The organism is Denitratisoma oestradiolicum (genome assembly GCF_902813185.1).
GTDB classification, from domain to species: domain Bacteria; phylum Pseudomonadota; class Gammaproteobacteria; order Burkholderiales; family Rhodocyclaceae; genus Denitratisoma; species Denitratisoma oestradiolicum.
The window spans coordinates 1855287-1879497 of record NZ_LR778301.1 but is presented as its reverse complement, the minus strand read 5'-3'; the positions used below and the strand labels follow the sequence as shown (position 1 = coordinate 1879497).

The 24211-nt window shown below is 58.4% G+C and carries 26 protein-coding genes; 22 read left to right on the top strand and 4 right to left on the bottom strand.

Annotation, left to right across the window (positions count from 1 at the left end; all coding sequences use genetic code 11):
* Nucleotides 1–16 precede the first annotated feature (16 nt).
* Entirely contained in the window at nt 17–991 is a 975-nt protein-coding gene (locus tag DENOEST_RS08675) for a ParM/StbA family protein (RefSeq protein ID WP_170228058.1), read from the bottom strand.
* A 475-nt stretch (nt 992–1466) separates the two neighbouring features.
* On the opposite strand from DENOEST_RS08675, the gene mobI reads away from it, so the two are divergent.
* The 21 genes from mobI (at nt 1467) to DENOEST_RS08570 (ending at nt 20662) form a co-directional block, all read left to right on the top strand.
* Nucleotides 1467–1958, top strand: coding sequence for a conjugative transfer protein MobI(A/C) (gene mobI, locus DENOEST_RS08670; RefSeq protein WP_145769005.1), 492 nt, complete (start codon nt 1467–1469; stop codon nt 1956–1958).
* Complete coding sequence (locus tag DENOEST_RS08665; RefSeq protein WP_145769004.1) at nt 1955–2245, top strand: hypothetical protein; 291 nt, start codon at nt 1955–1957, stop codon at nt 2243–2245. Before mobI ends, DENOEST_RS08665 begins: the two co-directional genes overlap by 4 nt.
* A gap of 223 nt (nt 2246–2468) precedes the next feature.
* A complete protein-coding gene (locus tag DENOEST_RS08660) occupies nt 2469–3329 on the top strand; it encodes a replication protein RepA (RefSeq protein WP_170228057.1) in 861 nt (286 codons plus the stop codon).
* A gap of 608 nt (nt 3330–3937) precedes the next feature.
* Nucleotides 3938–4357: a hypothetical protein gene (locus DENOEST_RS08655; RefSeq protein WP_145769002.1), complete on the top strand. Its 420-nt coding sequence runs from the start codon at nt 3938–3940 to the stop codon at nt 4355–4357.
* Between the two features lie 19 nt (nt 4358–4376).
* Nucleotides 4377–6197, top strand: coding sequence for a conjugative transfer system coupling protein TraD (gene traD, locus DENOEST_RS08650; protein WP_145769001.1), 1821 nt, complete (start codon nt 4377–4379; stop codon nt 6195–6197).
* A complete protein-coding gene (locus tag DENOEST_RS08645; protein WP_145769000.1) occupies nt 6197–6811 on the top strand; it encodes a DUF4400 domain-containing protein in 615 nt (204 codons plus the stop codon). Before traD ends, DENOEST_RS08645 begins: the two co-directional genes overlap by 1 nt.
* A gap of 120 nt (nt 6812–6931) precedes the next feature.
* The gene (locus DENOEST_RS20630) at nt 6932–7360 is read left to right on the top strand and encodes a lytic transglycosylase domain-containing protein (protein WP_145768999.1); all 429 of its coding nucleotides are present in this window, start codon (nt 6932–6934) and stop codon (nt 7358–7360) included.
* Nucleotides 7348–7986 carry an OmpA family protein gene (locus DENOEST_RS08635; RefSeq protein WP_145768998.1) on the top strand — a complete coding sequence of 213 codons (639 nt, stop codon included), beginning with the start codon at nt 7348–7350 and terminating at the stop codon, nt 7984–7986. The genes DENOEST_RS20630 and DENOEST_RS08635 overlap by 13 nt, the downstream gene beginning before the upstream one ends.
* A 1-nt stretch (nt 7987) precedes the next feature.
* Entirely contained in the window at nt 7988–8191 is a 204-nt protein-coding gene (locus tag DENOEST_RS08630; protein WP_145768997.1) for a hypothetical protein, read from the top strand.
* The gene (gene traA / locus DENOEST_RS08625; protein ID WP_145768996.1) at nt 8175–8468 is read left to right on the top strand and encodes a TraA family conjugative transfer protein; all 294 of its coding nucleotides are present in this window, start codon (nt 8175–8177) and stop codon (nt 8466–8468) included. Before DENOEST_RS08630 ends, traA begins: the two co-directional genes overlap by 17 nt.
* A 13-nt stretch (nt 8469–8481) precedes the next feature.
* The gene (traL, locus tag DENOEST_RS08620; RefSeq protein ID WP_145768995.1) at nt 8482–8772 is read left to right on the top strand and encodes a type IV conjugative transfer system protein TraL; all 291 of its coding nucleotides are present in this window, start codon (nt 8482–8484) and stop codon (nt 8770–8772) included.
* A 3-nt stretch (nt 8773–8775) separates the two neighbouring features.
* Entirely contained in the window at nt 8776–9402 is a 627-nt protein-coding gene (traE, locus tag DENOEST_RS08615) for a type IV conjugative transfer system protein TraE (protein WP_145768994.1), read from the top strand.
* Nucleotides 9365–10060 carry a TraK domain-containing protein gene (locus DENOEST_RS08610; RefSeq protein WP_170228056.1) on the top strand — a complete coding sequence of 232 codons (696 nt, stop codon included), beginning with the start codon at nt 9365–9367 and terminating at the stop codon, nt 10058–10060. The genes traE and DENOEST_RS08610 overlap by 38 nt, the downstream gene beginning before the upstream one ends.
* On the top strand, nt 10053–11321 hold the full coding sequence (locus DENOEST_RS08605) for a TraB/VirB10 family protein (protein ID WP_145768992.1): 1269 nt from the start codon (nt 10053–10055) through the stop codon (nt 11319–11321). The genes DENOEST_RS08610 and DENOEST_RS08605 overlap by 8 nt, the downstream gene beginning before the upstream one ends.
* Nucleotides 11299–12069, top strand: a complete 771-nt coding sequence (locus tag DENOEST_RS08600; RefSeq protein WP_232096478.1) for a DsbC family protein — start codon at nt 11299–11301, stop codon at nt 12067–12069. The genes DENOEST_RS08605 and DENOEST_RS08600 overlap by 23 nt, the downstream gene beginning before the upstream one ends.
* On the top strand, nt 12066–12632 hold the full coding sequence (locus DENOEST_RS08595; RefSeq protein ID WP_145768991.1) for a TraV family lipoprotein: 567 nt from the start codon (nt 12066–12068) through the stop codon (nt 12630–12632). Before DENOEST_RS08600 ends, DENOEST_RS08595 begins: the two co-directional genes overlap by 4 nt.
* Nucleotides 12632–15202, top strand: coding sequence for a type IV secretion system protein TraC (traC, locus tag DENOEST_RS08590; protein WP_145768990.1), 2571 nt, complete (start codon nt 12632–12634; stop codon nt 15200–15202). Before DENOEST_RS08595 ends, traC begins: the two co-directional genes overlap by 1 nt.
* Entirely contained in the window at nt 15192–15608 is a 417-nt protein-coding gene (locus DENOEST_RS08585) for a hypothetical protein (RefSeq protein ID WP_145768989.1), read from the top strand. Before traC ends, DENOEST_RS08585 begins: the two co-directional genes overlap by 11 nt.
* 21 nt (nt 15609–15629) lie before the next feature.
* Nucleotides 15630–16406 (top strand): conjugal transfer protein TraF, encoded by a 777-nt coding sequence (locus DENOEST_RS08580; protein ID WP_170228055.1) that lies wholly within the window; start codon nt 15630–15632, stop codon nt 16404–16406.
* An 11-nt stretch (nt 16407–16417) separates the two neighbouring features.
* The gene (locus DENOEST_RS08575; protein ID WP_183148224.1) at nt 16418–17842 is read left to right on the top strand and encodes a conjugal transfer protein TraH; all 1425 of its coding nucleotides are present in this window, start codon (nt 16418–16420) and stop codon (nt 17840–17842) included.
* A gap of 3 nt (nt 17843–17845) precedes the next feature.
* The gene (locus tag DENOEST_RS08570; protein ID WP_145768986.1) at nt 17846–20662 is read left to right on the top strand and encodes a conjugal transfer protein TraG N-terminal domain-containing protein; all 2817 of its coding nucleotides are present in this window, start codon (nt 17846–17848) and stop codon (nt 20660–20662) included.
* On the opposite strand, the gene DENOEST_RS08565 is transcribed toward DENOEST_RS08570, so the two are convergent.
* The 3 genes from DENOEST_RS08565 to DENOEST_RS08555 all read right to left on the bottom strand — a co-directional run bounded on the left by DENOEST_RS08565 (nt 20663) and on the right by DENOEST_RS08555 (nt 23745).
* A complete protein-coding gene (locus DENOEST_RS08565) occupies nt 20663–21625 on the bottom strand; it encodes a nucleotidyl transferase AbiEii/AbiGii toxin family protein (protein WP_145768985.1) in 963 nt (320 codons plus the stop codon).
* Nucleotides 21618–22208 (bottom strand): hypothetical protein, encoded by a 591-nt coding sequence (locus tag DENOEST_RS08560; protein WP_232096477.1) that lies wholly within the window; start codon nt 22206–22208, stop codon nt 21618–21620. The genes DENOEST_RS08565 and DENOEST_RS08560 overlap by 8 nt, the downstream gene beginning before the upstream one ends.
* A gap of 334 nt (nt 22209–22542) precedes the next feature.
* Nucleotides 22543–23745, bottom strand: a complete 1203-nt coding sequence (locus tag DENOEST_RS08555) for an IS4 family transposase (RefSeq protein ID WP_145768983.1) — start codon at nt 23743–23745, stop codon at nt 22543–22545.
* Between the two features lie 86 nt (nt 23746–23831).
* Between DENOEST_RS08555 and DENOEST_RS08550 the strand changes: the two genes are divergently transcribed.
* On the top strand, nt 23832–24071 hold the full coding sequence (locus tag DENOEST_RS08550; protein ID WP_232096476.1) for a copper-binding protein: 240 nt from the start codon (nt 23832–23834) through the stop codon (nt 24069–24071).
* Nucleotides 24072–24211 lie beyond the last annotated feature (140 nt).

Sequence of the window (24211 nt, the reverse complement as noted above, 5' to 3'; positions counted from 1 at the left end):
CCTGATCGAGGACATCTCAAGCTCCTATCCGCCAGAAACCGCGGGCATTGGCAAAGACCGGCAGATCGGATGTGGAGACCTTGAGGTTCGGAAATGCTTCTTTCACCGATGGCTCAAAGAATCCTGCGCCGCCACCAACCAACAGTACGATGTCGGCACCTGCATTTTCTTTGCGCAGAGATTCTCTTAGCCGTGTGGCCACAATCGGCCCTACTTTGTCGGCAGCTTTTTTGAGGTAGGAGGCGAAATCGATTCGCTCTCCAAACAATCGAACCTCAGTCTGATTCTGCCTGATGGCGTTTTCAAGCCGCTCGCGTCCGATGTTTCCCCCGAAGTCATTGGCGACCAGCTTCGCCGCTTCATCCAGGATGACGGAAGATGCTTCGAGACTGGTGCCGCAGGATTGGCGACGCAGCTCTCCATGGCTGATCAGCACCCAATCAACTGAAAAGAAACCTGGGTCGACCACCAGGACTCGCGACTCTTCAAACTCGGAGGCGTCGGTCAAGTTCCAGACATGATCGACAAATCCTCCGACCGGCTGCGGCACTACTTTGACTTGTTGGACGGTGATCCGTCGCCGTGGGGTGACCTGGTGTTCTCCCTGCATCTGCGATTGAAGCCGTTCGCGGAGGTCCGGGTTCAAGTATTGATTGACGGGTAGGCCAGTGACGAGCACGTCTACCTGATCGAGTTCCGAAAGCAGCAATCCGGCATGGAAGAGCGCGCGATACGACTCTGTCGATGGGTAATCCTCATGAAGTTCGCGACTCCACAATTCGGCACGGTCCGGCGATAGTCCTGCAACGAACGGGTTGCCGTTGACCATCACGCGCAGAAAGTCATCTTCTGCCTTGCCGGAAATTTTCTCTCCCAAGCGGTCCGCTGGTGCCGCGCCGGCAGGGCGCAACAGAACTTGTGGATTGTGGCCCGCCTTGCCAAACGCCAGCTTGAGATTGGAATAGCCAATGTCGATTCCGAGCACATTCATTTCAGGTTCTCTCCCGTAGCACTTCAGTGACTGTCATGCCCGACATCGGGTCATGAGACCTGGCAGTAGCACTGCAGGGCACCCCGCGACAGAACGTAATGTCTGGGATTGCGAGAGTGCATATCGCGAGAGCACCGCCAGAGCACCTGATCCTATGGCGCGCCCCGTGGTTGCGGATTTTGAAATGCGCCCAAAAAGGTCACATTTCGAGCGCGCAGGGACACGGATGCTTTCTACGATGGCGTCCGTTGAATCCGGAACAACAGGGGTTCCAGCGTCATAGCTGGGCTTGCTGTGGTTTCACTGGTACGACGGGTGCAAACGAACGTCAGATTGCCCCGAATGCCGGGTCGGGCCTACTTTCAGATGGATTCAACGGGCGATCCAATTCTCAGCGTGGCTGAGAAACAGGTCGAAAGCCCCGCTGTGGATTGTGCGGGGGATGCAACCGGAGCTTAAAGCTTGGAGAGATGGTATGGATGAACGACTCGGGCAGGTTCGAACGATACTCAAAAACTACATTGGTGATCTGTTCGATCAGGCCTCCAACACGGCGGTCAGATTTGAGCTCTTTACTGTCGAGGGGAATTCCCTCCGTAAGGGCTGGGACGACCAGAATACCCTGAAATATCGCGTTCGGCATGAGAAGAATACGCTCATGCTGGAATGGTATCAACGGGTATGGAAGCGCGACGCCAAGGGCAATCGGACCACAGAGCATCATTACATTCGCAAGCGCAACAAGAACAAGCGCGGCACCGATCTTGTGTATAGCTATGACATGGGCGACCTGTTCAAGTTCGCACCTGAGTGGAGTCGTGAGCGGGTTGTGGAGGCGGAGACCGAGGCGGCATCCCTCCGCCGTCAGGCTCATTACTGTTCTTCGATGCTGGTGATCCTTGGGCGAATGGAGCGCTATTTGGCCGACTGTGCCGGAGAGTCGCTGCCAGAGGAGGACGCAGCATGAACATGCCGCCGCGGTATCTCGTGACCGACACGTTCGACTTGCGCATGCTGGCATCGTTGACTGTTGGCATCACGCTGAAAGAGCTGTCGCTGAGCGATGTTTGCGATCTGATCGAGCGGGCGGAACAGGAACAACGCATGGGCCTTCATGGCGGCTGGGCAGATGGTCTCAAGCATCCGCTCGCCACCGCGTTGGTACCCAACGGACCAATCCTGCTGGTAGCAAATCAAGTACAGACAGCACAGGGGGACGTCATGAAGTGGGTTCAGGTGGAAATAGTCGATTGAGATTTCCTTGGACTCCGGTGCTGACCGGATTCCAACCCTATTTCAAATTGCGGCCAGGAAGGGCGCATTTCGGCCGCCGGTGAGTTTTTCGTCCTGCTAAAAGCGTGGGAATGATTTTCGATGCAATTCTTCCCACGGCCGTTTTCGATTTCTGCTGCATGAGGATTCGCCAACCCTTGCGAGCCGTTGCATTGCCATGACAGGCTCGGAACGAGTCCATAAATTGATCGGACTTGCCTCCGATATTGCCGCCGGCGAGAACGATGCCGAGTCCATCGGATTCCTGGGGCAGGCGTTGGTGCAGACAACCTTGCCGCATAGCGATCCTGGCGTTCCGTACTTCGAACGCTCCAGCGGAGCCGTGTCGCTCTCGATCATCGCCAATCCGAAATTCGGATTGCCTTTCGGCACCGTCCCGCGGCTATTGCTTGCATGGATATGTACCGAAGCAGTACGTACCAAGTCGCCCACACTGGGGCTTGGCCGGAGTCAGAACGAATTCCTCAGAAAACTCGGAATGCGCACGGACGGCAGGGACTGTCTGCGCCTGCGGACGCAATCGCTGAAACTGTTTTCGTCGATGCTGTCCATCACTTACCAAATCGAAGGACGGTACGGGCTCAAGAACATGCCTATCGCCGACGAGGCCTTTGTGCTGTGGGATCCTCACCGACCGGATGATCGGATGCTCTGGGAAAGCAGCCTCAGACTGTCCAATACCTTCTTCAAGAACATTACCGACTCTCCCGTACCGATCGACATGCGCGTGCTGCGGGCGCTGTCGAAATCGCCGTTGGCAATGGATATCTATTCCTGGCTGGTCTATCGAATATTTCTGTTGCGCGTGAAAAACCGACCTGGCGTGATGATTCCGTGGGCAGCCTTGAAGCTTCAATTCGGTGCGGACTACGGCGATAGTCCGCGAGGCCTGATCGATTTCAAGAAGCGGTTTCTTCTTCGCTTGAAAGAAGCTCAGTTGTTCTACCCAGAAGCCAATGCCACGCCGCAGGACGCTGGCCTGTTTGTGGGTGCAAGCCGATTGCATACCCGGCATACCGGTTCCGCCAAACTATCCAGACTCTGACGACGGGTTTTCGGTGTAGTCCTGCTGAGAATCGGGGGGGCTTTTTCCCGTGTCGGTCTTTTATGATTTTTTCCACAGAAAAAGGGGTGCTCTACTTGCAATCTACTTGTAAACCTACAAGCAACTACTTGAAGCAGGCTGTATGCCTTGTCCCATAAGGGATCCCCGCCGATGGCCGGGACAGTTGTCACGTAATTCGGGGACAGTTGTCACATGGTCGCGGGACAGATTTCACGTGGGCAAAATTTCGTGGCGCCGGAGATCCCCCAGTCTGTCGACGATCCAGCTGAATTCTGCGGTGAGACAGATTTCACGTGGATAACTTCTCCATCGGCAGGCGACCTGTGGATAACCTGTATTCGAAATGTGACCGATTTGGATCGATTTCGGATGTTGCATATTTTTGGAAATCCGTAAGATGAATTTCAGGCGGTAGGTTTCCACCTCGACAGACATCGGGGATATCCGCCCGAGGTCGGCCGGCGGTGCCTCGCAATCAACACCGGCAATGCGAGGACTTGACCGCACGCTATACGGTGCCTCCATCGGGTCTGATCGCATCGATTGCCCCACGATACGGGGCTTAACGAATTCTAAGCAAGGGGATCATGATGAGTCTGACGAAACCGGGGTTGATGGCAACACTGTGTTGGCATGGGTGGAATCTTCTGCGACTGCGCGGCGACTGGAAGTCGATGCCAGATTCCAGGAGTTTTCTCGGTATTGTGTTGATCCTGGTATTCCTTGGCGGGATGGCAGAGCAGTTTGCGCGCGGACATGAGCTCTTGACCGCTGTCGTTGTTACCGTTTCCTGGCTTGTGATTCTCCTTTGGTCGTCGCGGCAAGCCGGCACAATCAACCGGCGTTTGGCGTTCGCACTGGGTCTCCTTTCGATCATGGTCCAGATGGGATTGATCCTGTCGACCTGGATGCCGGCGGCAGAATGGCCGGTAGCAATTTGGTCGGGAATTGCGGTCATGCACCTACTTTCCCAAGCGTCCCAAGACGGCGCGGGAGCATGGCGCTGAACGGGAAGGGTCCAAAACAATGGCCAATGCATCCTCACCCTACCAGTTTGAAGTCCCATGGCGTCCGAACTTCGAAGCGCGCATGGCGGTAGTCTGGACTGTTGGCGCAGTTTCGATTTTTCTCTTGACCACTGTGGCGCCGATCTTCCGGGGTTTTGGTGTCGTGCTTGGAATCGGCTGTGTAGCCGGTGCAGCGGTGCGCAGTTTTCAGGCCTATCGCCGGAATGTCGAAGATCGACGTCTCAAATTCTTCGGTAAGGAATTTATCGATCTGGAAGCCTTGCGGTGCAAATCTCGGCAGGCCATCGCATCGAAGTCGTATTGGTTGGGGCGTGGTTTTCCCTGGACCGATATCGAAGCGACCAAACTGCACACCTTGATGTCGATGGGTGTGGTTCGCACCCTTGGAACGGCTGCTCAGCACGCAGAAGGTTCCTACTGGGTTCATGGTCTTGCCCCCGAAAAGGATATTTATTCCGAGTTGGCAAACCTGGTGGGCCATAGCCTGATCGTTGGTAGCACTCGGGTCGGCAAGACTCGCCTGTTCGACATTTTGATCGCCCAGGCAATCTTTCGCGGTGAAACCGTGATCATCATCGATCCCAAAGGGGATCATGGTCTCGCCCAGAATGCACGTGCTGCCTGTGATGCCAGTGGAGAGGGTGATCGCTTCGTCTATTTCCATCCGGCACACCCGGACCGATCGGCGTGCATTGACCCGCTGCGCAACTGGAACCGCAAGACTGAGCTGGCCAGCCGCGTCGCCGCATTGATTCCTTCGGAAACAGGCGCCGATCCCTTCACTGCATTCGGCTGGAAGGTGTTGAACGACATCACTAACGGCATGATAGCCACTGGCCATCGTCCCAATCTGGTCCAGCTTCGGCGCTACGTGGAAGGTGGGCCGGAAAGTCTTCTGCAACGAGCGCTGAAAGTCCACTTTGTCGCGCATGTTCGCGACTGGGAGACACGTGCCTCGTCCTACATTCGGAAGAACAAGGACCGCTTGCTCCAGGCCTATGTGGCCTTCTACCAAGAGGTTGCCATCCATGAAGCCCAGTCGGTTGACCTGGACGGCCTGATTTCGACCTACGAGCACAACCGGGATCACTTTCAAAAGATGGTGGCATCCTTGATCCCGATTCTCTCAATGCTTACCAGTGATCCGCTGCAGGAGCTGCTGTCGCCGGACTTCGAGCCTGGTCATGAACGCCTTGTGACCGACATGTCCAAGATAATTCGCGGCAACAAGGTGGTCTATATCGGTCTCGACTCTCTGGCGGACTCAACGGTTGGTAGCGCCATCGGTTCCATCATGCTGGCTGATCTTGCCGCTGTGGCGGGGGATCGCTACAACTATGGGATTGATACCCTGACGCCGGTGAATCTCTTCATCGACGAGGCGGCCGAGGTTCTCAATCAGCCGGCGATCCAGCTCATGAACAAGGGCGGAGGCGCAGATTTTCGAGTAACGATAGCGACGCAGACCTTTGCTGACTTTGCCAGCCGCCTCGGTGATGAGAACAAGGCTCGCCAGGTATTGGCCAACACCAACAACAAGATCGCCTTGCGGGTACTCGATTCAGAGACGCAAAAGTACATCGCCGAAGGCATGCCACAGACCAAGGTGCGGTCGATGGCGCTACGCTACGGTCACAATGTGGACACGCGTATTCACGACGAATACAGCGCGTCGTATCAGGAGCAGATTCTCGAAGAGGAGGCCGACTTGTTTCCCGCGGCCATGCTGGGGGAGTTGCCGCCCTTGCATTTCATTGCTCGATTGTCGGGTGGTCGAACCTTGAAGGGGCGTATCCCGATTCTGGTTACGGAGCGGTAATGGCTCAGAGAAATGACTCCGGGGTTGCTACGGTACTGGCTATTGGCGTTTTCATTGCCGTCGTGGCAACGTGGGTTTTCATACCTCCCGCAGTGATTCGATCAGCCTGGATGACTGAGCGTGGCGAGGTCTATGCCATTGCAGGTGAAGGTGAGCACGTGGTCTATGGTCAGGCTGTCCGTGGCCTTAAAGATTCGATGGTGAAGGACTTCAAGGGTTTTCTGGCTGAGGCAGAATCCATAGGGCAAGGCCCCTTGGGGAACGCGAGTCTCAGTCAATGGATGCGTTCGCGTATCGAGGCGACCTGGTTATGGATAGGTCTTCTGGTGTATCGGTTGCATGTGCTGATCGGGTGGCTTGTTCCAGGTATTCCGCTTGCCCTCGTTGCCTATCTGGACGGACATTACATTCGGGAGATACGCAAGTTCTCCTTTGTTGCCCAAAGCCCAATCCGACACAAATTGGGGATTCGTGTCATGTGGGTAGCGCTGGTGGGGCTCTCCTGTTGGCTGTTGATGCCGATCCCGCTCCCCGCCCTGATTGCCCCGGTACTGACGGTGTCTCTGTCTTATTCGCTCTGGCTGTGGGTGAGCAATCTACAGAAGCGATTGTGAATCGATGACGAGCTGCTAACGCCGATTTGCTTCACTACGATTATTCAACGGTCGTTGACTTTCGAAATGCGTCCATAAAGGTCACATTTCGGCCGCGCAGGCAGCTGATGGCTCCCTACCATGCGGGCCATGAATCGCATTCTGGTCGCAGCCCACTTTCTGCTGTTTTCGCTTTCGAGCCAAGCCCATTGCTTTGAACAGGCCGGGGCGCGCTACGGCGTTGCTCCAGCGTTGCTGGAAGCCATCTCGACCGTCGAGTCCGGCGGAAATCCGCAGGCCCGAAATGTGAACCGGGACGGCAGTGAAGATCTCGGTCACATGCAAATCAACAGTCGATGGCTGGAGACTCTTGCCGCCTTCGGAATCGATCGACAGAAGCTGCTTGATCCCTGCCTCAACACTCATGTTGGCGCCTGGATACTTGCGCAGAACATTCGCCGGCATGGATACGGTTGGGAGGCAGTAGGTGCCTATAACGCACGCTCACCGGCCAAGCGTAACGCCTATTCCCACCGGGTAGCTGCCCGACTCAATTCATGGCGATCCTGATGCGCATGCTGGGCATCGGATCGGTATTCGTTCTGGCGGGCTGTAGTACCGCACCCGAACTTCCGGTATCTGACCAGATCCGTCATGACATTGGCTGGATAGATCGCCAATTCGCGACGTGCGCGGGGGCGAGTTGTCCTCGTCCCACGCAAAAGACTTTGGCCGTCATCGAGCGATCCAGAAATGCGATCAGCGTCTCGCCGCAACCACTACTTGATCCGGCACTTTCGTCGCCGCTGACAAGTGAGCAGACCGATGAGCATGTCATCCACTTCGATTTTGGAAAGAGTCATCTGACCGAGGCAGGGGCAAGGAAGATGAATGCTCTTCTGCCTGATGCAAATAAGTCGATCCGTATCGAAGTCGTCGGTCGCACCGATGATGTTGGCACCCGAGCGTTCAATGATCGTCTGGCGAGGCAACGTGCCGACACCGTCAGGGATTGGCTTGTCCGACACGGGATTTCGGTACCGGTCAAGGTGGAAGCTACGGGCATGTGTTGCTACGTCGACAGTTCTCGTACCGAAGCCGCCCGCCGTCAGAACCGGCGCGCGGAAATCCGTTTGGTGCATCTCGTTGCAAAGCGGGATGCGGTCAGCAGCAGTAACAGCAAGGGAGTGCAATGAAGTGAAGTTACCTCGTACCCGCGGATTTATCCGCGACATCGCCATCGCCGGCGGATTCATCGCCATCGGCATCCTCGCGCCAGGCTCGCCGATCGAGAACGGGTTTGAAGCCCATCTGGGTGGTATTTCGGTGGGGTTGGGCCTCGGCTGGCTCATCAAGTGTTTTATCGATCTTCAAGGGGCAAGTTATGCAAAGCAGTCGTAATGCGTTGAAGGGCGCGCTCGCGCTCATGTTGCTGGTCGCGGCTACAGGCGCCATCGCGGGTACCACCGGAACGGAATTCCAGAGCCTCTACACCTGGCTCACCGGCCTCGTCCAAGGCTACTTCGGAAAGGCCGCCGCAGTCGCCGCTATCGGTCTTGGTGCACTGTTTTCCCTGGCGCGGCTGAATCCGATCGCCATCCTGTCGGGCATCGGTTTCGCGGTGTTCCTTCAGTATGCCCCGACGATCGCTTCGGGCATCCTGACCGCGACGATCTGAGGTCGCCCCCGGCATGGACGAGATCGGCTACATCCCCAAGTCCCTGGAAGCGCAGGAGCGCTTCCTGTGGTGGGATTTCGACCAGGCGATCCTGTTCCTGCTGGTCATGGGCATGGGCGTCGTTTCCGGGGCGATGGTGGCCGGGATGCTCTTCGGTGGCGTGGTCGCTTGGCAATACGGCCGCATCAAGACGGGCAAGCATCCGAAGTTCGCGCTGCATGCCCTGTATTGGTGGCTGCCCAGTTGGATCGTGATCCGAGCCCGAGCGACACCGCCATCGCACTATCGGTTCTTTCTGGGCTGACCCATGAAGTTCAGTAAATTCACCGCCGAGCGGGACAACCAGCGCAACGAGATCTTGTTCATGAGAATCGCGCTCGTCGGCCTGGTTCTGGCGCTGCTGGCGAACGCAGGGGCTTCGCTTACCGTGGCCGGTTCGGAACGAACGATTCTCGTCCCCCCTGAAATCCACCAATCCTTCTGGGTGAGCGGGCAGAAGGTTTCCGGGGAATACCTGAAGGAAATGGCGTACTGGTATGCCGGGCTCGCGCTGAATATCACGCCCCACGTTGCCGACTTCCAGAAGGACCAGTTCCTCAAGTACACCGCTCCCAGTGACTACGGCCGGCTACAAGCCGAGTTTGGCGCACGGGGGGACTTCATCCGCAAGAACAACGCTTCGACCCAGTTTTCCACGCAGGCCATGACGGTTGACGAGTCGGCCATGAAAGTGGCGCTCTCTGGTGTGTTGCAAACCTGGGTTAGCGACAAGAAAGCCGCCGAGAAGCAGACGACCTATGTCGTCGGCTTTCGGTACCTCAACGGGAGACTCCATGTATCCGAGTTCAAGGAAACCAGCGACCAGGATCCCTTCGGGGCCGCAAGCGCTGCCACCAATGCGCAAGCCGCTGTTACTGGCACTGTTTCTCGCTAGCGCCAGCTTGGCGGCGTTCGCGGGTCAAACCCTGGAAGGCAGCCAGGATGACGGGCTTATCGCCACGATGTCGCGCAGCGAACCGAACCTGATCCGTGTCGAGGGGCGGAAGATTCGACGCATCCAAGGGGTCGAGGGCGAATTCCAGGTGACGCCGGACAAGGACAGCGGCGTGGCCTATGTGAAGCCGGCTGCGGAGAAGTCATTTCTGACGCTGTTTGTCGCCGACGATGCCGGACGGCACTGGAAGCTGAATGTCAAAGTGGCCGATGTTCCGGCCGAGACCATCGTGATCCGTGATCGCAGTCGGCTGCGTCAGGAGCCGAAAGCGTTTGGCGCCGATGAATCACGCAATGCCGCCATTCGTCGCGTCATGCTGGCCTTGGTGCGCGATGCGGAACCGGAAGACATGAGCGCGAAGGATGCCTTGGACATTGTGCCGCTCTGGAACGAGGCACGCTTTGTCCTGGTGAGAACGCTGGAAGGCGCGCTGGTCGGCGAGAAGTACCAGCTGACCAATGTTTCCAAGCAACGGATGGTCATCGACGAGCGCGAACTTTATCGCCGTGGCGTTCTCGCGGTGATGGTCGAGACGCTGGAGCTGGAGCCTGGCGAATCGACTCAGGTCATGGTGGTGCTGGAGGGACGCAATGGCTAATCCGCCGCCATCCAGGATCGCCGGGGCCATTTCCCGTCTGTCGCCGAAGCATCGGCAATACCTGATCCTCGGGTTGGGAATCGGCGCTTTCCTGCTGCTGGTGTTTGGCGGTGTAGCCATCTGGGATAAACCGGTACAGCTACCCCAGGGAAGCAACCCGTCACGACCGCAACCGATGCCGATTGCCACTCCGGGGGCTCAAGCGGACCCCAGGGATATCTGGATGAGCAAGAGCGCCGAACAGATGCGGCAAATGGAGGACATGATCCAAGGCTTGCGCCAGCAGGTCGATACGCTCGACAAAAAACCTGCGTCAGTTTTGCCACCGGCACTGACGTTGCCGCCACCGCCAGCTCCTATGCCGGTACAGGCGCCCATGCCTCCGCTGCCGCCGCCACTCGTGCAGACTGCGCTGAATGGCACGAAGGAGGATCGCACCATGGAGCCGCCACCGCCGCCACGGCCACCGGGGATAGCTTCCTTCGAAGTGAGCGATGCACGCGTGGCGGCTCAGGAATCTGCAGTCAAGCCGGACGCCAAACGCGACGCACTCAGTTATGTGCCTTCGGGGTCATTCTTTCGGGCAGCGCTGCTCGGCGGACTGGATGCGCCGACCGGCGGACAGGCGCAGAGCAATCCCCATCCGATCCTGATGCGGGTTCAGGACAACGCCTTCCTGCCCAATCGCTACCGCTTCAAGATCAAGGAGTGCCTGGTGCTGGGCGCGAGCCATGGCGACATCAGCTCGGAGCGGGCCTATATCCGGCTCGAATCGCTCTCCTGCGTTCGCCACGACGGCAAGGCCGTCGATGTTCCGGTGAAAGGCTACGTTGTCGGCGAAGACGGCAAAGCCGGGATGCGCGGCCGCCTGGTGAGCAAGCAAGGACAGGTGCTGGCCAATGCGCTGGTTGCCGGCATCGGCGCCGGCATTGGGCAGGCTTTTCAGCAAAGCGCGACCACGGTTTCGACCAATCCGCTGGGTTCCGTCGGCACTGTCGATCCGGGCAAACAGTTCCAGGCTGGCATCGGTACCGGAGTCGGCAAGGCGCTGGACCGCCTGTCCCAGTACTACATCACGCTGGCCGAAAAGATGTTCCCGATCATCGAAGTCGATGCCGGGCGCACCGTGGATGTGGTGTTCACCAAAGGCTTCTCCCTCGAAACCGAATCGGCAGGCGGAGCTCCCGATACCTACACCGATATCTGGCGGCGCGGCAGGGAAATCCAGAAAAAGCCGCTTGAACCCTACCAAGCCAATTGACCTCGAACAGGAGTACGACTACATGAGCATCAAATTACCCATGGCCGTGCTCGGCCTCATTCTTGCCGTCGCCGGCTCGACCACCGTGGCGGCCGATGAGTCTGCCGAGGCACTGTCGATCCGTCTCAAGGAGATGTATCCGGCCACCAAGATTGAAAGGGTGCAGCGCTCTGAAATCCCGTCGTTGTTTGAGGTCGTGATGGGTAAGAATGCCGCATATACCGATGCGACCGGGCGCTATTTCGTTTTCGGGCACCTGTTCGACATGAAGGAACAGCGCGACCTGACCGCCGAGCGGGTGGAGAAGGCAGCTCGGGTTGCCTTTGGTGAATTGCCGCTGGCAGATGCCATCAAAATCGTGCGCGGCAAGGGCGAACGGGTGCTGGCGGTATTTTCAGATCCGGATTGCCCGTATTGCCGACGCCTGGAATCGGAACTCGACAAGCTCGACAACATCACGCTCTACACCTTCCCATTTCCTCTTGACGGGTTACACCCCGAGGCCAGGGACAAGTCGATCGCCGTCTGGTGTGCGGCGAATCGTGCGCAGGCGTGGGCGGAGTTGATGAAATCGGGCAAGGTGCCGTCCAGCCGCAAGTGCGATCATCCGATCGAACGGAATATCCAACTCGGCCAGCGTCTGGGCATTCAGGGAACGCCGACCCTGCTGTCGGCCGACGGTCGCACCCTGCCGGGCGCGGCACCCAAGGAGCGTATCGAGCAGTGGCTGCTGGAGGCTGGGCGATGAGCGTCGGCCAGACGCTGCTCGTCCCGCTCATGCTCGGGCTGGCCGGCTGTGCCAGCATGACCGGCCTGGATGGACAGGGGGGCTTTTCCTGCAAGGCGCCGGACGGGATTTCCTGCGCCTCGTTGTCAGGCGTCTATGCCAATGCTGTGCAGAACAATCTGCCGGGGCAACGTCCTGTGGTCAAACCGGGCAATGTCTTGAATGCTCAGGCCAGGATCGATGCGATGGCTCCGCGCTCCGGCGATCCCTTGCGCAGCGCCCAGAAGGTGCGTCGCGTGTGGCTGGCTCCTTGGGAAGATGACGACGAGGTGCTGCACGATCAGTCCTATTTCTACATGGTTGTCGATTCCGGCCGCTGGCAAATCGAGCACTCGCGGCGCAAGGCGACGGAAGGCTACCGCCCGGTTGTGCCGCCGAAGACGTTTGCGCCGCAATCGCCACCAACGGGCGGACAGTCCCTGCAAATGGAGCGTGCATCGCCACCGAGCGGTGCAATGCCTCCGTCCCTGCTGCCCGGAGCGTCTGCGCGTTCGGTGCCGTCCGTGCCTGGTGAGGTGGAGTAATGGGATTTGCGGAAATCTTGAGAGAGGCATTCTTGCCTGAAAGGAACGCCGAAGCCGATCGTTTGCCACGGCATCTGTTGCAGGAAATTTCACGGATGCCTCGCCTGAGCGGAATTCTTCCCTATCTCGCCTGGCAGGACGACACACGTCTCTTCGCACTGGATCAAGGAGGCTTTGGGGAACGCGAGGAACACGCCATCGGCTTTTGCATCGAGACTCTGCCGCAGACAGGTGCCAACGACGAAATGGAGAAGGTGCTGGCCAGTCTGTTCGTGTCCTGCCCACCCGGTACGGGTATCCAAGTCTCGCTGTATGGCAGCCCGCACATCCTGCCCGCGCTGAAGAAGCAGGCCAACTTGCTACCAGCCTCTGCGATTGATTCCGATGACGAGGGTATTCAGCGTCGGCACAGCAACATCTTCCGCTTGCTGGCACGCCGCCGGATCGATCACTACCTGAAAGGCACCGGCGAATCGATCTTTGGTCATCAGACCTACCTGCTGCGAGATTTTCGGTCGGTCATCTCGGTCACCTTGCCGCTCGATCCCGAACTGCCGGCCGATGTGGATGAGGCCTTGCGCATCCGGGAAAGCATTCATGCCACTCTGAAGTCCGCCCATTTGCCTGGCCATGACTGGGGACCAGAGGAACTGCTCAACTTTGTCGGAGATTTCTTCGACCACTCACGGTTGTTTTCCGGGGGATCCGTGGCGCCGATCGACTGGAATGCCGATCAGCCGTTGCGCAAGCAGATTTCCAATCTGGAAATCGCTTCGCGGGTGGGGGATGGCGACATTCGCTTTCGCAAGGCCGGCGGGGCCGAGTCCGTCCTGCAGCTGTTTTCTGTCCGCCAGTATCCGCGATACTTCCGGCTGTCCGGCATGAACTACCTGATCGGCGATCCCTATCAGTTGGCCCTCGCGATGCCCTGTCCCTTCATCATCACCATGGGCGCGGTGGCACTTGACTACGAGTCGGCGCGTACGCGGGCTCAGATGAAGGCCGCACGGGCGACCCAGAGCGCTGGGTCTTATCTCGCCCATTTCCAGCCCGATCTGCAGGAGCGCAAACGCGACTGGGACATGGTTCTGAAGGCATTCGACAGCGGACGCACCGTGGTCGGGATGTATCACCAGGTATGCCTGGTTTCTCGGGTGGAGGACGCTTCGCGCTGCGAGCATTCCGTGCGCGCCGTCTGGCGTGCCCGCGGCTTCGATCTGACCAAGGATTTCTACCTTCAGCATCAGGCGCTGACCGCGACCATGCCGATGACACTGACCCCGGCCCTGCAAAACGACCTACGTCAGTTCGGCCGGATCAATACCAAGACGGCCGACAACGCGGTGATGACCTCGCCGCTGATCGCCGAGTGGAAGGGTACGCAGACGCCGGTGATGACACTGTTCGGGCGACGAGGGCAGATCATCGGCTTCGACCTGTTCGACAACACGGGCGGAAATTTCAATTTTGCCGTCGCGGCGCTGTCCGGTTCCGGCAAGTCGGTGTTCGTCAATGAAATGACCTATCGCTACCTTGGCGCGGGTGCGAAGGTCTGGATCATCGACGTCGGTCGCTCCTACAAGAACCTGTGCGAGTTACTGGACGGCGAGTTCATCGAATTTTCCGACGAGCGGCAGAACACGATCTGCCTCAACCCGTTCTCCATGATCATCGATATCAACGCCGACATGGAGATGGTCCTGCCGCTGCTGGCCCAGATGGCCAGCCCGCGTGAGCCGCTCGACAACTACGGCTACACGGCGCTGGGGTCCGCCATCAAGCGTGTCTGGGACGCCAAGGGACGCTCGGCGACGATCACCGATATCTACGAGTTGCTCCAGACTGGTCGTCTATCCAGCGAAGGTGAATACGAGCGGGATCTGAGTCGCCTGGCGACGGCGCTGGAACCCTATACCCGCCACGGCGTGTATGCGAGTTACTTCGAGGGCGATGCCAACATCCAGTTCGACAAGGACTTCGTTGTGCTCGAGCTGGAAGAACTGAAATCCAAGAAAGACCTGCAATCGGTAGTGATGCAACTGATCATGTACCGCATCACTCAGGAGATGTACCGCGACCGTTCCCGGCGCAAGCTGGTCATCATCGACGAAAGCTGGGATTTGATGGGTTCGGGGTCAAGCGGCAGCTTCATCGAGGCTGGCTATCGGCGCGCCCGCAAGTATGGCGGGGCTTTCGGCACGATCACCCAGTCGGTCGACGACTACTACAAGAACGAAGCGACCAAGGCGGCCATCAACAACGCCGACTGGCTGTTCCTGCTGCGCCAGAAAGCGGAGAACATCGAGCGCCTGGGCAAGGAAGGGAAACTCTCTCTCGACGAGTGGCTGAAGCGCCAGCTTGGCTCCGTCAGTACCGAGCATGGAAATTTCTCCGAAATCTATATTCACTCGCCCATGGGGTCAGGCCTGGGACGCCTCCTGCTCGATCCCTTCTCCATGTTGGTTTATTCGACGCGCGCCGAAGATTACGAGGCGATCAAACGTCTGCGCGATCAAGGATTGTCGGTGGCGGATGCCATTGAACAACTGGTAACCCAACGTGCAACCTGATCCTGAGAGTCGTGCCGTGCCATCGATCAAGCCCTACGTCCTGACCAGCATTGCCACCTTGCTGGCGGGGGCCATGCTTCTGGTCGTCTGGATGTACCGCCATCCGCCGGAGATTCCCCGTTTTGGGCGGGTCGATATCGCCCGCTTGGTCGCCCATCAGCAGCAATCCATGGTGCAACGGATCAAGCCGGGACTGGACGCCCAGGAGCAAGCAAAACTCTTCGAGGAGGCCAAGGCCTTCGGCGCCAGGCTAGATGCTGGCCTCGAAGAGGTCAGCCGGGGATGTGCCTGTGCTTTGGTAAATACGGCGGCACTGCTCAAGACCTCCGATTCGCGAATTCCAGACCTGACCGAGCAGGTTGCGCAGGCGACTGGTCTTGTCCTGCCGGCGTCGACGACCAAGTGATCCATGCCGATGAGACGCTTGTTGGCGCTACTTGCCGTCCTGCTTTGTTCAAGCGCCCAGGCGCGTGAGGCGTTGGACTATCCGTCCTCCTGGCAGTGCGATGAAGCCAGGTTTCACTGGTATTGCGATCTGGCGGAAGAGGAAGCCGCCGAAGCCAGTCCAAAGAAGACTCCAGACCGCGCAGAGAGCGAAGGCGAACGAGCCGTTGATGCGCTCAAGAAGCTGCGCGAGGAGGTCGAGCAGAAACGGGCGATCGCCATCCTCAAGCCGACTTCGGAAAACCTGAAGACCTACATCGTTGCTCAGGAAGCCCTGATGGACCGGGCATCGTTGTTTTCGGATGTATGGCGGCGAGTGGTCTGGGCCAATCCCGAAATCAACTATCAGCTGCGTAATCCGTCGAACAACGCGGCCATCCAGGTGCGTGACAGTCAGCGCAACCGGCGCGAGACAGACACAATGGCGGCGCTGGCGAAGGAATGGGGCCTGTTCTTCATCTTCCGCTCGGATTGCCCTTACTGCCATCGCCTGGCGCCCACGCTCAAGCTGCTGTCCGAGCAATACGGCATCACCGTGTTTCCCGTTTCGCTCGATGGCGGCGGTCTTCCCGACTATCCAAGACCGGCCAAAGATAACGGGATGGCCGGTGCGCTGGGTGTATCGGTTGTGCCGCTGGTCGTGCTCGGCAATGTCAAGGATCGGCGTCTGCTGCCCATTGGCTCCGGCGTCCTCTCGGCGCAGGAAATCGTCGAGCGCATCTACATCCTGACCCAGACCAAACCAGGCGAACTTTACTGATGGAGATCGGCATGGCACTTTCATCACGGCGCTGTGCGCAACTTGCATCCTTCGCGCTTGCGCTGACCTGCATTCCTGCGCACGCCACCGTCAACCAGTCGATGCAGGACTGGTTCAACGAGATCGGCGCCTACGGCAACGTCACCGGCCCCAATGCCTACCGCGGTCAGACCATGAACATGTACACCGGCGGCAGCCTGTACATGCGAACGCCTGTCCGCAACTATCAACTGGCCAGCATCTCGCCGCCGTCCTTCAGCGCCGGATGCGGCGGCATTGATCTCTTTGCCGGGTCGTTTTCCTTCATCAACAAGGAACAGTTTGTCTCGCTGCTGCGGAACATCGGCAATAACGCCATTGGCGCCGCCTTCAACATGGCCCTGTGCTCGATGTCGCCCGACCTTTGCGATCTGCTGAAGTACCTGCAGGACCAGGCCACCAAGATGAATAACCTGAACATCAACTCCTGCCAGGCGGCAGAGGGAATAGTCAGCGCGGTGGGCAGCATGGTCACGGATCGTGTCCAGGAAAAGGAAGGCAAGACGGCTGGAGCCAGTCTCAACATGTTCGGTGACGTCTTCGAGTCCTGGGATGAATGGAAGAAGAGTCGCACCACGGCGAAGAACATTCGCAATGCCGCAAAAGCCACCTCGCAGGGCGCGCGGGAAATCTTCGATCCCGGCAACGTGGTCTGGCGCTCACTCAACCGCATTTCCGGCATCACCGATGAAACACGAGAATTGTTGATGAGTCTGACCGGCACCATCATCGTTACGCCACCTGGTGAAAACGCAGATGAAAAAGCCAGATGGACCTACCTGCCCGGGGGCAAGCTGACGTTTCGCCAGTTTGTTGGTGACGGCGCGTCGGCCACCGTCAATCTCCCCGGCCTCAAATGTGGAACGGATCTGGCTGAATGTATGACGCCGAGTTTTTCGGAAACGGCATTCACGGTTGCGCCGTTTTCCCGCCAGGTCCGTACCCGGATTGCCGCCATGCGCGACAAGATCGTCAATCGTGACACGGGGGGACAGTCCTCCATGGATGCGGCCCTGATTGGTAGTTCCTCGTTGCCTGTCTGGAAGATGCTCGCGGTATCCAGCAGTATCCCTGGCGGTGACCGCATCACCGAGGATTACGCCCAACTGATCGCCGTGGATGTCGCCTACGCGTACTTCACGAACCTTTCAAAGACTCTGCGCAATGCCTTGCAGAACGATGCCGGCAAAAGCGGACCGGATGCCGTGATGGCGGCAGAAAAAATCCTTGTTCGGCTGACCGAGGTCGAGCAGGAAGCGCGGGACATGCTTCGTGCCGAATATCAGAAAGGGATGCAGGTCGCCGAACTCAGCCGTTCGCTGCAATTGATGCACCAGAGTCTCAATTCCGGGATGCCGACCAACATCTTCCAGTCGATGGCTGTCTTCAACCGGTAAGCCATGTACGAGGTCTATGCCTACTGGAATGTCGTCGAGCTGGAGGCGATGTTTAATGCGGTTGCGTCGCTCATGGGCAGTGGCGATTACCGTGGCCTGCTTCAAACCATCGCCATCGTCGGCATGATCGTCGTCGTCATCGCCACTTTGACCGGGAGGGAGCGGCTTGACGGCATGTGGAAGTGGCTTTTCTTCCTCGCAATCTTCCAGTCGATGCTGCTTATTCCCAAAGTGACGGTCATGATCATTGATCGCACGGGCAACGAGCCACCGCGGGCCGTGGCCAATGTGCCGATTGGTCTCGGGGCATTCGCGCACACGATGAGCAAGGTAGGGGATTGGCTCACCGGTTCTTTCGAGACGGTTTTTTCGCTGCCTGACGATGTGAAGTTCCGCAGGAACGGGACGCTCTTCGGGCATCGCGTCCTTTCGGAACGGCAGGCGATCAAGAGCGGGAATCCGGTATTGACCAGTAATCTGCTGGAGTTCTACCGGGAGTGTGTTGCGCCCGACATTGCGACCGGCTATATCCGCATGAAGGAAGACATTCTCCAGGTCAATAACATCTGGGACATCCTGAACGGCAAAACCAATCCATCGAGGTTGGTGACGATCCGCGATCTCGCCGATCCGACGCTGATGAGCACTGTGGGCTGTGACGCGGGCTATCAGACGCTGACAACCCAGATCACCGCCGAGACGAGCCGGCAAGTGACATTGCTTGGTTCCAGGCTCTATCCCCGCATGACGACAGCTGATGCCGGCGTTGCCATTGCGGGATCGCTGGCGACCTCGACCAACTATCTTCTCGGGATTTCGTCGTCGGCACAGGACACGGTGAAGCAGGCCATCGTCGCCAATTTCATGATCGATGCCCAGTACATGCTGCCGGCGCAACTGGGCGATGCAGCCAGCGCCCAGACCAATCTGGCGATGGCGCAATCGCTGCGCTCGACCAGTGATTCCTACAAACTGATGGCGCGGGTCGCCGAGTCGACCATGCCGAAGGTGAGGAACACCATCGAGATGGTGCAGTACGCGATTTTTCCGGTATTCCTGCTTTTCGTGGTGTTGAGCGGCCACCAAGCGACCGGGGTCATCAAGTCCTATGCGGCGAGTCTCTTCTGGATACAGCTTTGGGCGCCGCTGTACGCTGTGATGAACTTCATCATCACCATGTATTCGAGAAGCCAGTACATCAGCGGCAGCGCATCGAGCGGCCTGTCGATCGAACAGATGAGCTTCCTGAATACCGCGATTGTCAGCGACCAGGCCATTGCCGGCATGCTGGTCATCTCCATTCCCGCCATTGCCGCCGCTGTCGTGAAGGGCGGCGAGGTCGGCATGCAGGCCGTGGCAGGGCTGGTTGCGCCACCTCGCGACCCCGAGAAGATTGCCAGCAGCCTGGCCATGGGCAACATGCAGATGGGCAATGCCTCGCTCAACAATGCCAGTCACGACACCATGAAGGGGCTGGCCGTCGATATGAACCCGAGCCTGCGCCAAGGAGCAACCCAGTATCAGGCGCGGGGCGGCTTCGACTACAGCCACTTTTCCGGCGGCGGCTTTGTAGTGAAGCAGGCCAAGAGCGATGTGCGTGCCGACATGGCACTCAACGATTCGCTCGGTGCTGCAGCCAAGGAAAACTATGAACGTTCGCAGCAGGCATCGCAGCAGAGATCCGCGGAGTACGCTGAAAGTGCTCTGGCGGCGATCAAGCAGGAAGCCGGATTCGAAAGATCACATGCGAAGGGTGCCAGTGACACTACAGGCTACCGACACGGCATGGGGTCGAGCCGGAATCAGGAAGCGAATGACACCCTGCGGCAGGTCGATCAGTGGGCCCGAAAACTCGGCGTCAGCGAAAAGGTGGCCATGGAACTCATGGTTGGGGCTTCGATGGGCATGAGTACGCCGAAGCTGCTCGAAATTACCGGCCTGCGTGGTGGTGTGGAAATGTCAGCCAAAATGCGAAACTCGGCCGACTCGATGCGCTCCCTGGAGGAAATGGCTCAGTTTGCCCGTGAGTCGAGCTTTGGCAAGAAAGTCGGCACCGTCATCGACAATGGCTGGGAGCGAAACTATCGAACTTCCGACGAAGGAAAGACGTCGGGATCGGAAGGACAGCGAGCGTCTCTTGATCGGGCACGGCAGTCCCGTGATGCGCTCAGTTCCTCGTTTCAGGAAACCGAGGGTCATCGCCAGATGTGGGAGCTGTCACATTCCGGGCAGCTTGGCTCCAACCTCCAGCTTCAGGATCACTTCATCAAGGACTTCCTGCTACCGAAGCTTGAATACAACTACGAGAAGTTCCAGGGCGTCATGGGCGATCCGCATCGCCTGCGACCCTACATCGAGGAATACACCACCCAGAACTACGACCGGATGCTGGGAGAAATGGCGGGGCAAGTATCTGGCGCCGAGGCAGTGCGGGCGCGCCATGAGGCGAATCGCGCGGGAGTGCCGGACGGACAGACGGTCGAGGCAGCAGGCGCGGGTTATCTGGGACAGGTGAAGGGTGCCGCCAGACTCTCTGGCGTGTCTCCTCAGGCTACCCCGACGGATCAGGCCATGCATACGGCGATGCAGGAGTTCTCCCGAAACAGCTTCGAGGTTCGTGACCGGCAGGCCGGGGCTGCGCAAACCCATCAGGAAAACGCGACACCTTCGACGTTCCGGAAGCTCAAGCCGACCTCGGTGGCAGGCAAGACGGCTGAAACGGTCGAACAGGTCGGAGAAGCGGCGGGCCGGATTGCAGACGGTCTTACCGGAGACAATCCGGGCAAATATTTGACCGACACGCTTGCCGGAAAGAAATGATCACATCCGGTCCAGGTACTGCGCTAGACGTTCAAGAATGCTCTGAAACGGCACTTGTCCGGCGTAGTAAAGCGAGGCGGTTTCACGGTACTTGCTGTCGTAGAGCGCGCGAACTGAGGAATCTGTCAGCAAGAAGGCTTCGTTGCTGGCGATGTGCAGGTTATCGCCGGCCCGAAAGCGTTCTTTCTTGCGGGCATGGTAGGCCGTCGTGCCGAGGAATGCCTGCACCTCCGGATTGTCCAGAAGGCAGTACAGATCGTAGTAATGGCGCAGGAAGTTCTTCGGGAAAACCTCGGCATCCTGTTGCTGCCGAAACTTGGTCGAAACCGTTTGCAGCTTTTCCACGAAGGTATAGGCCGGGCTGTAGCAAGGTACCGCCAGTGCGCGATTGTCGATGACCTTCACGGTGCTTTTGAGCGCTGCATCCAGTGCCCACGAGGTGATGGTGCAGGGCATGTTGGGTGCGGTATCGTCGAATCCGACTTCCAGCAGGATGCCTTCCTTGATACCCGGGAGGTATTCGGTATGCACCGGGTAGCGCAACCGGATGCCGGCGCTGCGGTACTTGGCATCGTCGTATTCGGTATCCCGTTCAACAGCCTCGAAACCCGCGATCCCCTTTGTGGCGATCTGCTCGGCCAGCCAGTCGAAATACAGCCGTCGTGTCTCGACGTGGGCCGGTTTGTCCTGGTTCTTCCCGGTTTTGACATCGCGATCCGCCGGGGGCTCGATGCGAAGATCGATGTCTTCGGAGAAACGCTGGATGATCTGATGCCCCTTCGAGAGGGATGTCCCGCCCTTGAGCTGAAACGTCCAACCCTGCTGCTGCAATCCCCACAGGCTGTGCATCAGCCAATAGTCCTTCTCGACCAGATAGGAGGAGACGCGTTGAGCCTGGCCGACCTGTCGGATCAGATCCGCGAAGTTGGGATGGTCGTGCAGGAAAATTGCGGCTTTAGGCATGGACAGCCGACTTCATTTGCCGAAAAACGCGGCGTGTCCTGGCCGATCCGTAATCGGCAAGCATCTTCTCGAGACGGCCTGCGTCGAAAGTGTCGAGCTTGCGGCGCACATTGGACAACACGGTTTCCGGGTCTTCGGCCAGGTCGCTCAGGTTGTTCAGCATGTCGACCAGCAGATATTCACGAGTGACCTGCTTGCGCGAGGGAAACCGCGGCTTGTCGCGAAAGTCGAATTCAAACCCGGCCAGGGCGAACGTGCCGTGGCGTTTGTGGTTGTAGACGACGGTCTTGCTGTAAAGCTGCGTGGTGCCCAGCCCCAAGGCGTTGTAGCAGCTCGGATTGAACATCAGGAAATGGTGGTCATCGAGAAACTTTTCGACGAGTGCTTCCTCGCTTGGTGGTGCATCGCCAAACGGCGTTTTTCGGGGGACGTAATAAAGCCCCTGAGCAGCCTTTCGCACGGTTCCGGCCTTCAATGCCAGACCGAGCTCCCGATCAACGCTGGGCAATTCATCGGCCAGGTCTTTACGTCGAAAAACCTTGCCGGCCAGTTGCTTCCATCGCCGGTCGAGTGCGGCATTCACAGTGTCTTTCCGGTGCAGCATATTTAAAAAACCTCACTGACGTTTCATGCAAGTATGCCACAGCCTTCCGGTCAAGGGAAATTGACTCTTGAGTGCTGGATTTTAGGGGCGTCTCAGAATTCGGGAAATAATGCACGTTAAGCTCAATACTGTTTAGATACATAACATTCGTGGAATTGGATCGCACGATTGATTCAGCGGAGTGCGGCGTTTTCGGAGATTGAAGTTGCTCATTTTCCGTTTCACCCCACGAGGATTGCGCTTGCCACGGCTGGTAACCGCGCGCCCAGAAGCGATTTCCCGGAGCACGCTATCGAACCAGGATTGGCGGTGCTCAGGGGGGAATAGCGACCGACGTGGGGAGGCGTCGCTTGAGCACGCGCACCGCATGGATGAACGACAAGTCCTCGGCGGCTTGACCGCTTGCGGCGGCGGCTTGGGTCATGAGCCGTCGTATGGCGGAGTGAGCCAGCAGCAAGGCATAGAACTCCTGTTCGGCCAATTCGGGACGCTTGCTGCGCAGAACCACGTCGCGATCGGCCAGATGTACTTTGAATTCGTCGAAGGTCTGCTCGATGGTCCAGCGCCGGTGATACAGCGCGGCCAGTTCGATGCCCGGTGCGGCATTGACATCAAGCCAGTTGGTGATCAAGCGATAGGACGGTTCCGAATCGGAGATGCCGTCCAGCACGTACTCGATGACACGAACGACCGTGCCGTTCGTCAGTCGGCGCCGATCTTTGTCGCCGGCATACAGGGTCGTCAGATAGGAACCATCGGGCAGTTCCTTTTCTCGCGGCAGCTGCAAATTGCGTTTGACTCGGAACAGCAGTTTCGCGCCCGTCGCGACCGCACGTTGCCAGAAGGCGTAGCTGTAGAAGTTGCGATCCGCCGTCACTAGCATCGAGGCATTCGCCTGATCGATGACCGGCCCGGCCAAGGTGACCTCGCCGGTGGCGTAGGGGCCGGGGTTGGCGTAGCACAGGGTATGGGTGCCGCACTCGGCCATCGCGACGAAACGCAATTGTGGAAATGCCGAACTGCCGCGCGACGCGCCGGGATAGCCAAAGTGTTGGGCGTTCGCCACCTCGTCGGGCATGTCCAGTGTGGAACCGTCGATGGCCATGACCCGCAAGCCGACGTACCAGACGCCTGGCATGCCGACCGGGCCGTTGGGGCCGACCTGCTCCTGATAGAGCTGCCGCAGCGGAGCGACGCCTACTTGCCCACGCGCTTGCGAGATGGCGCCTTTGGTCACGCTCGTGTTGGACACGCCATCGTCACCCAGCAACGGACGCAAGCCTTCGACCACCAGTCGCAGCACCTCTTCGTAGGCCACATTGGCGTAAAGCACCATCGCCATCACGAAGTACACCAGCACGTCGTGCGGCAACCCGCGCCGTCGCTTGCTCTGCGCATCGTTGGCCGCCAGCGCTTGCCGCACCTTGTCCAACGGGCAGTTCATCGCCAGGAACCCTACCGTCAGATAGTCCGCCAGCCGCGCTCCAGCCGACAATTCCGCCTTGACTCTCGCCATGTGACACTCTCCGTCAGATACATGGCACCTGTAACGGTAGAAAATGATCTATCTAAACAGTATTGACGTTAAGCTAGGACATGCCGATGGGAAAGCCAGCGGCAGGGCAAACCGTGCACATGGCCAATGGCAAGGTAACCACGGTCGACACCGGCACCAATGTCGTCACCCTTGCCCATGAACCCGTCAAGAGTTTGAACTGGCCAGTCATGACCATGGGGTTTCAGGTCAAAGACAAGATGCTGCTGGACAAACTTATTGTCGGCAAGACGGTCGATTTCGAGTTTACCCAGGCCGCCAAAGGTTATGTCATCACCAACGAGTGAAGTAATCGTCCCTCTGTGAGCGAAGCAGACGGGCTTTGGGTTCGTCTACTTGTTTCGCCTCACGGCAGCATCCGCGTTGCTGTTGGCACAGACCGAGCCGAAAGAACGGAATACGCGATCATCCATGTGCTTGCTGGGAA